General features: G+C 54.8%; 9 protein-coding genes. All 9 read left to right on the forward strand.

What is annotated here, in order from left to right; all coding sequences use genetic code 11:
• The first annotated feature begins 1 nt into the window (after position 1).
• A complete protein-coding gene (locus LAJ19_RS00290; RefSeq protein WP_225476359.1) occupies positions 2-1,459 on the forward strand; it encodes a lipopolysaccharide biosynthesis protein in 1,458 nt (485 codons plus the stop codon).
• Positions 1,449-2,753 (forward strand): hypothetical protein, encoded by a 1,305-nt coding sequence (locus LAJ19_RS00295; protein ID WP_225476360.1) that lies wholly within the window; start codon positions 1,449-1,451, stop codon positions 2,751-2,753. The genes LAJ19_RS00290 and LAJ19_RS00295 overlap by 11 nt, the downstream gene beginning before the upstream one ends.
• The gene (locus LAJ19_RS00300) at positions 2,753-3,931 is read left to right on the forward strand and encodes a glycosyltransferase (protein WP_225476361.1); all 1,179 of its coding nucleotides are present in this window, start codon (positions 2,753-2,755) and stop codon (positions 3,929-3,931) included. Before LAJ19_RS00295 ends, LAJ19_RS00300 begins: the two co-directional genes overlap by 1 nt.
• A complete protein-coding gene (locus LAJ19_RS00305) occupies positions 3,928-5,082 on the forward strand; it encodes a glycosyltransferase (protein WP_225476362.1) in 1,155 nt (384 codons plus the stop codon). Before LAJ19_RS00300 ends, LAJ19_RS00305 begins: the two co-directional genes overlap by 4 nt.
• Positions 5,079-6,113 carry a polysaccharide biosynthesis protein gene (locus tag LAJ19_RS00310; RefSeq protein WP_225476363.1) on the forward strand — a complete coding sequence of 345 codons (1,035 nt, stop codon included), beginning with the start codon at positions 5,079-5,081 and terminating at the stop codon, positions 6,111-6,113. The genes LAJ19_RS00305 and LAJ19_RS00310 overlap by 4 nt, the downstream gene beginning before the upstream one ends.
• A complete protein-coding gene (gene wecB, locus LAJ19_RS00315) occupies positions 6,110-7,240 on the forward strand; it encodes a non-hydrolyzing UDP-N-acetylglucosamine 2-epimerase (protein ID WP_225476364.1) in 1,131 nt (376 codons plus the stop codon). The genes LAJ19_RS00310 and wecB overlap by 4 nt, the downstream gene beginning before the upstream one ends.
• 6 nt (positions 7,241-7,246) lie before the next feature.
• Positions 7,247-8,806, forward strand: a complete 1,560-nt coding sequence (locus tag LAJ19_RS00320; RefSeq protein ID WP_225476365.1) for a hybrid nucleoside-diphosphate sugar epimerase/sugar transferase — start codon at positions 7,247-7,249, stop codon at positions 8,804-8,806.
• Positions 8,807-8,926: 120 nt separating this feature from the next.
• A complete protein-coding gene (locus LAJ19_RS00325; RefSeq protein WP_432804214.1) occupies positions 8,927-10,027 on the forward strand; it encodes an IS4 family transposase in 1,101 nt (366 codons plus the stop codon).
• 400 nt (positions 10,028-10,427) lie between these two features.
• Positions 10,428-12,227: a polysaccharide biosynthesis protein gene (locus LAJ19_RS00330; protein WP_349774814.1), complete on the forward strand. Its 1,800-nt coding sequence runs from the start codon at positions 10,428-10,430 to the stop codon at positions 12,225-12,227.
• Positions 12,228-12,424 lie beyond the last annotated feature (197 nt).

A 12,424-nucleotide genomic window follows, 5' to 3' on the forward strand; every position in this document is an offset into this window, starting at 1 on the left:
AATGGGCTTTAGTGACCGTCAGCTGCGTTTGGCATCCAGAATTACCTTTTTAGGGACACTCTTAAACTTTGGAATTCTGACAGTACAGTTGTTGTTTCTGACCCCGCTTCTGATTCGTACTGTAGGAATAAAGGTAAATGGCGCATGGGTGGGTTCTAGTGATCTACTCTTATGGTTGCAGGCCTTTGACTTTGGGCTGACCAACTATGCTATTCAAAAAATGAGTGCTGCATATGCCCAGCGGGATATCAAGGACTTGAGCCACTGGTTTTCAAGCACCCTTATAATTCTACTGACACTGGCCGTAGGTATTGTTGTGGCTGGACCTTTAGTTGCCCATCTAATTTACCATCCCTTTAGGCTTTCTCCTATGGCAGAGCAGGACCTGAAATCAGCTTTTACTTGGGGGCTTTGGGCAGTGGCGCTGACAATTGGCAGTTATGCCTTTACGGGTCTTGCTCGAGCGCTACAAGCGCCGCTGATGACTATGGTTTCTGTCGTTTTTGGCAGTATTCTTGGTATCGTGATCAGCTGGTGGTTCCTGACTCACGGCGGTGGCGTGCGCTCGGTCGCCTACGGCATGTTCGTCAGAGCGCTGGTAGCTTTTGCAGGTGGCGCAGTAGCCTTTGCAATTTTTTGTCGACAGCAACAGGTATTTGTCGGTATCCCCAGCAAACGCCATTTGCGTGAAGGTCTAGCCATTATGCCTTACAGTGGCCTGGGTGCCATAGGGTATGCAGTTAGCAATCAGAGCGATAACTTTTTGATGGCCTCACTGCTCGGTCCGCACGTTGCTACGCAGTTCAATACGATGCGCCGCACCGCTGATGTGGCTCGAAGTATTGTGGAGACCTTAGGTGCTGCTAACTTTGCAGGGTTTTCACATATATTCGCACGAGATGGCGTGGCTGGCAGTCGCGAATCATACCGGAGGCTACTTGGGCTCCATAGTCTGCTCTCGTTCGGCTTGGGCGGGATTTTCATTGTATTCAATCAGTGGTTTATGCAAGTTTGGCTTGGTCCTGGATTTTATCTGGGCAGCCTGATTAACACACTTATTGCCCTACAGGGATTTTTAAGTACAAGAGCATATCTTCACAATACTATGAACCGTGCCATGGTGGCTCCACAATTCGCCTTTGTCATGCTTATTATTGAAGCGATAGTGAAACTGGCACTTGTCATAACTGTGGGCCGTACATTTGGAGTCAAAGGCATACTAATAGCTGGGTTGGGAGTTGCTACTTTGAGTCTCATGGTTATGGCTGCCCGCAATGCGGCTAAGCTGACTGTGCCAGACTCACAGTGGTGGGTTGTAATCGTGGGTCTTGTGCTAGTAAGTTTAGGGCGAGAAATCAACATTTGGCTGGCTCTACTCCTGCTTGCAGCCTTTTCAAGCGGGTTCGCGCTGGTTATGCTGAAGCATATGCCTGAAGAGCGGGAGCCTCGTGACACGTAAGACTTCTTTGCTAACTCTAATGATCCCGCTGGTTTTCTTCGAAGCCTATCTATTGCTCACCGTATTGTTATTCCGTTTTGGCCCATGGGAGTATTACAACAAAAGCAGCAATGAGATCCTGTTCTTCTCCCTCTTGTACCAAGCGTCGCTAGCAGGTGGTTACCTGTTGGCTCACGCGCTATACAGGCCCCCTGTCAGTCGTACAGGAAACGTTCACAAGCTCTTCACGGCTTCACTGCTTGTAAACTTTTTGATTTTTCCACTTACCTCTCTGGCCCGTACCGGCTTCCCACTCCCAGATGTTCTTGGAGGCCTACGGGCACCGGGAGAGGCCTATGCACGCTCACTGGTATATCGCGAGAGCGGTGCAGGTGCTGCTGTCGAGTACGTACGTATTCTGCTAGGACCGTTGCTCTATCTCTACTTTCCTATAGCGATCTTCTATTGGACGAGGATAAGATATGGGGCGCGCTTCTGGTCAGTAACTCTTATTGTTTTAAACATGGCGCTGTTCGTGGCAATGGGCACCAATAAGGCTATTGGAGACTACGCAGTAACGGTACCTATACTTCTTATGACTGCTGTGGCTGCCGGTTTGATATCATTAAACGTAAAACGTGTCGTGGTGGGAACCATCATTATAATAGCGTTGGCTGGCATGTTTATGAGTTTTTTCTCGGCCACTATGAATTCGCGAGCTGGATCCTCAATTGTGTCAGGGTATTTCCCTCCTGGAAATACCAGAGTAGATGCCCAAAACGTCATATTGCAAGCAGTTCCCAAGAGTGGGCAGATTCTGGTAGTTGGTTTGTCGAACTACATTACTCAGGGGTATTTCGCAATGGGGCTCGCTTTACGCGAACCGTTCATTCCCTTGTATGGATTAGGTACTTCTCCGTTTATGCTTAGACAATTTGAAACATTGACAGGGATCGGAGATTTAGAAGAACAGACTTATCCCGCTCGAATTGAAAAGTACGGGTGGCTCAAGGAACGTTACTGGTCCTCTATGTATCTTTGGCTTGCGTCAGACCTTAGCTTCTGGGGGATTCCAATCTTCTGTCTGCTGTTAGGTATGATTCTCTACACAACTTGGCGTGACACCATTGAAACACGAGACATCTGGGCGCTGAACCTTGTGTCTCTTCATGTTATTGTCGTGTTTTATTTCTCTTCTAACAACCAGATTGGCCAAAGCGGTGAGGCACTCTGGACCTATCTTGTGATTTTCTTTATATGGATCACTAGGCGGCATGGCATACGGTTTACCCTATCGAGCCGGAGGTCCACCTGATGTCCCAGCCCCTCAAGATTCTGTTTATTGGGAGTGTCGTCCCTGACACAGCTCAATACCGCACGTCAGCATTTTCACGTGCCGGTAATCTGGCCCAGCAAGGGATGCTCACTGGTATTGCTGAAGCGGGAGCTCACATCAGCGTGCTGTCATTTCAGCCGGTGCCAGCCTTCCCCAGAAGTCTTCGGTGGTGGGTGCGTGGTCAGCGGCTCTCAAGTGGATATAAACAGCGCCTCGTGCCCTTTGTCAACATCCCCTACTTGAAACAGGTTTCACTTGCATGCGCCTTTGTGTTTCAAGGCTGGTACCAGATCAGGCGGACAAAACCTCATGTGCTGATGAGCTACAACGTCAACACCTTTATCTCGGCTCCACTGCTGCTGCTGTCCCGTCTTCTGTGCGTTCCGTACGTTCCTGTGGTATATGACGTCGATGTACCCGGAGCTACTGTCCCGGACGGACCGTTACAGCGGCTGGAATATCGTTGGGCCACCTGGATCCTGCCGCTGCTTCCTGCTGCGGTGACCGGCACAGCCTTGATCGGTCGCGATCTTATGCCAGGTCGGCCTACCCTGATTGTCGAAGGAGGGTTGAATAAGGAGCAGCAAACTTACGCCCCAACGGCCTTCACATCCGATACGACCTTCGACATCGTTTTTGCGGGTGCGCTGGAAAAGTACAACGGCGTGGATGTCCTGATGGACGCTATGGCTTGGCTGCCCGACCACGTTCGCTTGCACATCGCTGGCCAGGGGCGTATGTGCTCGGCAGTGCAGGCCTATGCAGCCGCAGATGACCGCATCGTGTACCACGGCCTTCTGGACATGGACGGACTGCGACGTCTATATGCGAAAGGTGACCTTCTAGTCAATCACCGCAGTGATCAGCGACTCGACAGCCGGTACGTTTTTCCATCGAAACTGATCGAGTACCTCGCTGCAGGGATACCTGTGGTCTCCACCCGTTTTCGCAGTCTGCCTGAAGAATACCTGCCATTTTTAGAGCTCCTGCTGGATGAGTCACCTCGCGCACTAGCGACCGGTATTGAGCAGGTGATGAGTACGCTGCCTGCCGCGCGGTCAAGGGCACAGCGGGGTCAGGAATTCGCCCAGATGAATAAAAGCTGGGCATTTCAGGGTCGGCGTATCCTGAGCTTTTTGGAGACCACCATTTTATGACGCCCCAACTGAACTATGACGTTCTGGTCATCTTGGACTATTACCTCCCTAGTCGTAAGGCGGGTGGACCAGTTACAACTATCGTCAACCTGACCGAACTACTAGGTGACGAAATGCGCTTCCTGATCTTGACGCGGCGCAGGGATATTGACGGCAAGGTTTACGATCACATGCCGGCCGGTCGGATCATGCGCGTCGGCAAAGCGGATGTGATCTACCTTGACGACTCGAAGCTCACGTTGCGCGATCTCACACAGTACGCGCAGCTGTCGGGAGCGACTACCCTTTATCTTAACTCTTTCTTCTCCCCACTTAGTTTCAGTTTCCTTTTACTGCGCCGCCTGGGACAGATAAAGATGGACGTGATTCTTGCACCGCGTGGTGAATTCTCTCGAGCTGCCTATGTTTTGAAGGGTGCGAAGAAAGAACTCTACCGGCAACTCGTCGACCGCATGGGTCTGCTGCGTGGCCTGCGCTGGCAGGTGTCCAGCGCTTACGAGGCTCAGGAACTGAAGCAGATTCTCGGCGAACGCAACGATGTCATGGTGGCCCCTGACCCTTTCTCAGTGAGTCAAAGCCACAAGACCTGGACACATGACAGGGACCTGATCTACCTCTCACGCATTTGCCGCAACAAGAATCTGCATTATGCGCTGCAGTGCCTGGCAAAGGTTCGCTTTCCAGTCAGCCTCGACATCTACGGACCTATCGAGGACACCAGCTACTGGGAAGAGTGTCAGGCTCACATCAAGACCCTGCCGTCTCATGTTCAAGTACAGTATTGTGGCGTACTGGCGCATGAGCAGGTGCGTACCACATTTAGTCATTACGGTGCTTTTCTGTTCCCGACCGGTGGAGAAAATTATGGTCACGTGATTCCAGAGGCACTGTCCGCTGGAACGCCTGTCATTCTCAGCGACCGCACCCCCTGGCGTGACTTCGAAGAAGCTGGGGTCGGATACGTGCTGCCGCTGGAGGCGCCAGAAAGCTTTGTCGCTGCCGTGGAAGTGCTGGTGGGCCATTCTCCGCAGGAGCGGGAGGCTATAGGAGCGCGCTGTCAAGCTTACGCACAAGCTATAGAGCAGCAGCCGCAAGTGCGGCAGCAGAACATTGCCCTCTTTACTCAACCCTTTAAGCGAGGTCAATTATGAACACTCAAGATTTTGCAGGCAAAACCGTCTTGATTACCGGTGGTACTGGTTCTTTCGGACATGAGCTTCTCGATGTAATTCGCGAGACCGATGTGAAGGAAATCCGAGTTTTCAGCCGTGATGAACTGAAGCAGGAGATGATGCGCCTGAAACTTAAGGACCAGCGTGTACGGTTCTATATCGGCGATATTCGCGACCGGGACAGTGTAGATCAGGCTATGCGGGGCGTAAACTTGGCCTTCCATGCGGCTGCGCTTAAACAGGTGCCCTCCTGCGAATTCTTTCCCATGCAGGCACTGATGACCAATGTCATTGGTTCCCATAACGTCGTGGAATCCGCTATCAACCACCAGATTGAATCGCTGGTGTGTCTGAGCACTGACAAGGCAGTTCTTCCAGTGAATGCCATGGGGATGACCAAGGGCCTGATGGAGAAGGTAGCGCAGGCTGCCGCACGCGGACTGAGTGAAGGTGATACCAAAATCAGTTCCGTCCGCTACGGCAACGTCATGTACTCGCGGGGCTCCGTAATTCCGCTTTTCATTAACCAAATCAAGCAGGGCCAGGCGCTGACTGTGACCGACCCTGATATGACGCGCTTTCTTCTCTCGCTGCGCAGCGCAATTGACTTGGTGCTCTTTGCTTTTGAAAACGCCCGTCAGGGCGATATCTTCGTGCGTAAGGCGCCGGCCAGTACCGTGCAGGATCTCGCTCAGGCGCTGAAGAACCTCTTCCATTCCGACGTGCCCATTGAAGTGATCGGCACCCGGCACGCGGAGAAACTTTTCGAGACCCTTACCACCGCTGGTGAGCTGGTGCGCGCTGAGGACATGGGCGATTACCTGCGGGTCTTTATGGACGACCGCGACCTCAACTACGCCAAGTACTTCACGGAAGGACAGCAGGAAGAGAAGACTCGTGAAGATTACACCTCGCATAATACGCGACGCTTAACTGTGCCCGAAATCGAGCAGCTGCTGCTCCTGCTGCCCGATGTCCAGCGTGAACTTAAGTTGGCAGGCCAGCGATGAAACGCATGAAAGTCATGACCGTGGTGGGCACCCGCCCCGAGATCATTCGACTGTCACGGGTGATCGCCAAGCTGGATGAACACACTGAGCATGTCTTGGTTCACACGGGACAGAACTTCGATTATGAACTCAACGACATCTTCTTCAAGGAGCTCGGCATGCGGCGGCCCGATGCGTTTTTGAACGCTGCTGGGAGCAGCGCCGCTGAGACCATCGGGCAGGTCCTGATCAAGGTTGACCTCCAGCTGCAAGAGCACCAGCCCGAGGCGTTGCTGCTGCTGGGCGACACCAACAGTTGCCTGGCAGCCATCCCGGCTAAGCGCCGCAGAATCCCGATCTTCCACATGGAGGCTGGTAACCGCTGCTACGATCAGCGCGTTCCGGAAGAAACAAACCGCAAAATCGTAGACCACACGAGCGATGTCAATCTACCCTACAGTGATATCGCCCGCGAGAATCTCCTGAGAGAAAATTTTGACCCGGCGCGCGTCATCAAGACCGGAAGCCCTATGTTCGAGGTGCTGGCCCATTACCGTAAGCAGATCGAGCGGTCCGCCATCCTGGCCGAGCTGGGCCTAGAGCGCGGTGGATACTTCGTGGTAAGCGCTCATCGGGAAGAGAACGTGGACGCTCCGGAGAGGCTGGCTGCGCTTGCCGTCACCCTGAACGCTCTGGCGCAGCAGTACGGGCAGCGCATCATCTTCTCCACACATCCCCGGACACAGAAACGCATCGCCGCCGCGGGGTTGAGCTTCCACCCCCTGGTGGAGTTCATGAAGCCGCTAGGATTCTTTGCGTACGTACACCTGCAGATGCAGGCGAGGGCAGTGCTATCCGACAGTGGCACTATCAGTGAAGAGTCGTCCATTCTTAATTTCCCGGCCCTGACGCTACGTGACACCCATGAGCGTCCCGAAGGCATGGAGGAAACTGCAGTCATTATGACAGGCCTGAGTCCTGACCGTGTCCTACAGGCGATCGCAGTGCTCGATCAGCAGCCCCGCGGTGAACAGCGTCAGCTTCGTCTCGCTGCTGACTACAGCATGCCCAACGTTTCCGACAAGGTGCTGCGCCTGATCCTGAGCTACACTGATTACGTCAATCGATACGTGTGGCATCAGGGTTAAGCAGCCGTGACGACTCAAGCAACTGTGTTAGTGGTCGGCGCCTCTGGGTTCGTGGGCCAGATGCTCTGTCAGGTGCTGCTTGACCACGGTTACCATGTGGTGGCCGCTTCCCGCTCGCCTCAACAGCTGCCACTTGGCGTACGTCACCACCTTCTCGGGAACCTAAGCGAGGAAGTCGACTGGAGTTCTGCTCTGCGTGGTGTTACGTACGTGGTATATCTTGCAGCGCGCGTCCATGTAATGAACGACACACATGCCGATCCGCTGGCTGCCTACCGTGCAGTGAATACTGATGCCCCTGTAGCACTGGCGCACGCTGCCGCAGCAGCTGGAGTGTCACGTTTTATCTATTTGAGCTCTGTCAAGGTCAACGGTGAGCAGAGCGACCAGCCGCTAACTGAGCGTGACCTGCCTACCCCGACGGACCCCTATGGCATCTCCAAGTGGGAAGCAGAACAAGCGCTCACACAGATAGGGGTAAGGACCGGGCTGGGTGTTGTTGTGTTGCGGCCCCCGCTAGTCTACGGTCCGGGAGTCAAGGCAAACTTCCTCCAGCTGATTACTGCAGTGCGGCACGGTATTCCACTGCCACTGGCTTCCGTCCGCAACCGCAGGAGCATGGTCTACGTGGGCAACTTGACCGATGCAATTGTGTTTACGCTGCGCTCGTCTGTGGTTATAGGGAAGACTTTTTTTGTGGCAGACCGCGAGGACCTCTGCACGCCTAGACTGATACAAGAGGTAGCCCACGCCCTGGGCCGCTCACCACGCCTATGGCCGGTCCCGACTGCAGTACTTCACACTGCTGGCCGACTGCTGCGCTGCGAAGGAATGGTGCGACGCCTGACTGGTTCCCTGCAGATTGATACACACCGTCTGCGTGAAGCAGGCTGGTCGCCCCCCTTCACCACCCAGGCAGGTCTGGCTGCGACGGTGGCAGCTCAGAACCAGGAGACCGACGGGCGCCCTTGGCGTCTAACGATCAGGCAGCGTCATTACTTGCGCATGCGGCGCTGTCTGGAGCGGCCCTTGGCAGGAGTTCTGCTGTTGTTGCTTCTGCCCGTTCTTCTCTTGACGGCTCTAGCCATCCGGCTGACCAGCTCTGGACCTGTCCTCTTCACTCAACTGCGGGCTGGCCAGGGGCATCAGCCCTACACAATTTTCAAATTCCGCACTATGCGTTCTAACGCACCGCAATTGTCGACGGAGGACATGCGGCGTCAGGGCATCAGTGCAGTTACACCCCTAGGTGCGTTCCTCCGCAGAAGCAGTTTGGATGAGCTTCCACAGCTTTTGAACGTACTCCGCGGGGAAATGAGTTTTGTCGGGCCCAGACCTGCTCTTATGACACAAGCCCCTGTGCTTCACGGGCGTGCTGCCAAAGGTGTAGATCAACTACCACCAGGTATTACCGGTCTGGCGCAGGTGACAGGGCGTGACGACCTGAGCGACGAAGAGAAAGTTCGGCGGGATGCCACATACCTGCGTAATCTCGGCCCCCTGACTGACCTGTTTATTATCCGTGCCACCCTGCGCAGCGTTATGGGCGGACATGGAACCTACTAGGTCCCACTCTACTAATCCTCACCATCAGGGACGGAATGGCTGACCGCTCAGCACCTGACACTTTGAGTGAAATGGCGTCCTGAACGCAGTGGGGCATGACAAAGGGCGGTATCTGGGTCTGTGACGACCCCCGAGACTGCCCGACTGCCTGCTGACACGCTGGCCATCCATCTGAAAACCCATCTCCCTCAACGGCGAATAGACGCCCTGCAGCGGCTGGCTGAAGTGCTTCTGGCACTGCTCCAGGCCGAATCCACCCTCCACCGCAAGCTTGCGCTCCATCTACCCCGAGACGCCAGTCTTGAATCCAAGACTCGGACCGTGGCCCGAGTCTTCCACGATGCTCAGCTCACACAGCAGGACGTCACCGACGTCCTGCTTCCGCTGCTCCCTGACAGCAAGCTCACCCTGATCATGGACCGCACGACCTGGCACGACGGTCAAATCCCACTGAACATTTTGGTTCTGGGCGCCCTCCTCGGTGGGGCCGTGATCCCGCTGGTCTGGTCAATTCTTCCGCATCAGGGCAACAGCAGCACCGCCGCCCGCATCCTCCTGGTCGCCCGTCTCCTCAAGGTGCTGCCTGCCCGCCGGTGGGCCGTGTTGATCGCCGACCGCGAGTTTATCGGGAATGAGTGGTGTTCTTTCCTGCGCTGGAAGCGGATCCGGCATTGTCTGCGCATCCGGGAAAACACTCGCATCGATGACGAACTCGTCCGTGACCTGTTCGCTGGCCTGCAACCTGGAGAGATCCGAACCCTGTTTGAGCGAACGTGGGTGTATGGCGGGTGGATGCACGTGGTGATCACCCTATCCCCCGCGGGGGATAGGGTGATCGTTGCTTCGGATTTGCCCGTTCTGGCCGTTCTGAACACCTATCGACTCCGGTGGGGGATCGAGTCGGCATTCTCTTCGTTGAAGGCCCGCGGGTTGGGCCTGGAGGCTACACACATGACGGCACCCGAACGAATCTCCCGGCTGTTCGGGCTGCTGTGTATTGCGCTGGCATGGATGGCACGGGTCGGCACGCAGACCGTGCAGGAAGACCCTCCCAGGCGGGACAAGCGGGGGCGGGCCGTGGTGAGTCTGGTGCGGATCGGTTGGCAGATCCTCAGTCAGGCAGTGCGGTGGGGCGGCGACGCCTTCTGGAACTGCCTTGAGCTGCTGAGTACGCCATTTCCACTCACCAGCACGTCAATTCCCCAAAGTGTCAGGTGCTGAGCGCTGACCGTTGACACCACACTTGGATGCCGTTCTGGGGCCACTGAAATTCCAGGTTTGTCCTAAAGCACATGGTAGGAGAGGTAGGCACAGATAGGTGTGGTGTATTGCCGCTCGTCTGGTGTTTGATTCATCCATCATCATAGGTGCCTTGCTCAGCCTAGAATCATGACCGTGCACCTGCGGCTGGTGTGCGGTTTACGATTCTGCAGAGGCATACATCGGATAGCAGAAGCCAAAAGCCGCAAACTAGGGTTTCTAGAATGAAGCCGCTGAGGCCAGGACGATCATGGAGCCCTGCTTCAGTAGAGCCCCCTGGAAGTGCGCCCCGCCTGGGCAGGCAGGTCATCAAGGTCCATTGGGAAGTGAAATATCTATGACATCTACCCTAATTAAGTTCGTGATTGATCTCGTCCTGTGGCTCATGGCGGCCCTGCTGGCTTATACTTTTCGTACACCTTCAGTGATTCAGGGCGGCGCGCCAAGCACCATTTGGCTTTATGCTCTGCTGAACCTGAGTGTAATGGGGCTCGTGATCCGGCAGTATCGGCTACACCGTCAACTGTGGCAACGGGTAAGTGTAACTGACCTGCTGACGCTGGCACGTGCAGCTGCTACAGCCACGTTTATTATGTTCGCCTTAGGGTTCATCCTGCGTGAGTGGCTTCAACTCGCGCGCAGCGTACCCCTATTGGCAGGCGCGCTCGGCTTCCTGCTAATGGGCGGTGCGCGCCTGCTGTTCCGAATGTTTCAGGATCGGATCCGTCAGCAGCAAGTGCCCGCGAGACAACGGGTTTTGATAGTTGGTGCCGGTGAGGCAGGTGCACTGATTGCCCGCGAGATTCAACGGCATCCAGAATCCGGTTTGCAGGTGATTGGATTCCTCGATGACGAACCGACCAAACAACGGCAGTCACTGATGGGCTTTCCAGTCTTCGGCAACGTGGGCAACCTTGTTGAGGTAGCACAACGTGAAGGTGCTCATGAGATCTTGATTGCGATTCCCTCAGCTGAAGGTAGATTTATTCGCCGTGTAGTTGAACTGTCACAGGCAGCCAAGTTGCGGTATCGTATCATTCCAGGCGTTTTTGAGATCCTCTCAGGGAATGTCACGATCAACCAGATTCGTGATGTCAACCTTGAGGATCTACTGCGCCGACCTCCTGTACAACTCAATACAGCCGAGATTGCTGGGTATCTCAGAGAACAGGTGATACTTGTCACCGGTGCCGGTGGAAGCATCGGTTCGGAAATTGTTCGGCAGATCTGCCTTTACCAACCGCGCCTGATTCTTCTCGTCGGGCGTGGCGAAAACAGTATTTTCGGTATTCAGCAAGAGCTGAATCACACGCTGATTGACATTAAGCACATCGGTCTCATCTGTGACGTCCGCGATCCAAATAGGCTGGAGGCAATATTTCATGACTACCGTCCAGATGTGGTCTTTCATGCAGCAGCACATAAGCATGTGCCGCTGATGGAAATGGCTCCCTCGGAAGCCATCATGAACAACGTTATGAGCACGCAGAACGTCACTGAACTCTGCCTGAAGTATGGTGTGAAGCGTCTGGTCAACATTTCGACTGACAAGGCGGTAAATCCCACAAGTGTCATGGGAGCTTCCAAACGCATAGCAGAGATGATTGTCTCCGCTGGTGCGTCGCGCGCTACTTCTGCCCAGGCGTTTGTATCCGTTCGCTTCGGGAATGTGTTGGGCAGCCGTGGCAGTGTGGTTCCTACATTCATGCATCAGATCAGGGCGGGTGGACCGATTACAGTTACCCACCCAGACATGGTGCGTTATTTCATGACTATTCCTGAAGCGGCCAGGTTGGTGTTGCAGGCAGGTGGCTTGGCCGAGAATGGTAAAGTTTATGTGCTGAACATGGGACAGCCGGTTAAGATTGCCGACTTGGCTCATGACGTGATTCAGCTCTCAGGCGCTCAACACGTTGGTATCGTCTACAGCGGCGTGCGACCAGGGGAGAAGCTATATGAGGAACTGCTTACCAGCAGTGAAGGTACCGAATCCACCAGCCATTATGAGATCTTTAGTGCGCGCTTGGCTAGCGTGGACCCAACAGAGTTAGAGCACGATCTAGCGGTCCTCAAGCAATATGCTGAGCAGCAGGATCATACGGCAATCCGCGCCGTTCTAGCACGATTGATTCCAGAGAACAAGTTCGGCAGCCTGGGATAGTGGTCTGCCCCTGACGGCCTGACAAATTTTATGAGAAAGCGTCCCCGGTAGGGGACACTTTCTGTTTGTGACGACAGAACATGCCACCGGGGACGCGTCTCGACTCTACCAAGCCGTGCTAGCCCATCTCCACACTGGGCTCTGGAACGACATCCGCAATGCGCGGACCCTAGCCTGGATGGTCAGTTGAGCGCTGC

The organism is Deinococcus taeanensis (genome assembly GCF_020229735.1).
Lineage (GTDB): Bacteria > Deinococcota > Deinococci > Deinococcales > Deinococcaceae > Deinococcus > Deinococcus taeanensis.

Bases quoted from the DNA above. Each gene is read 5' to 3' on its own strand.
- LAJ19_RS00310 (WP_225476363.1), top strand. From the start codon at position 5,079: ATGAACACTCAAGATTTTGCAGGCAAAACCGTCTTGATTACCGGTGGT.
- LAJ19_RS00305 (WP_225476362.1), top strand. From the start codon at position 3,928: ATGACGCCCCAACTGAACTATGACGTTCTGGTCATCTTGGACTATTAC.
- LAJ19_RS00290 (WP_225476359.1), top strand. From the start codon at position 2: ATGGGCTTTAGTGACCGTCAGCTGCGTTTGGCATCCAGAATTACCTTT.
- LAJ19_RS00300 (WP_225476361.1), top strand. From the start codon at position 2,753: ATGTCCCAGCCCCTCAAGATTCTGTTTATTGGGAGTGTCGTCCCTGAC.
- wecB (WP_225476364.1), top strand. From the start codon at position 6,110: ATGAAACGCATGAAAGTCATGACCGTGGTGGGCACCCGCCCCGAGATC.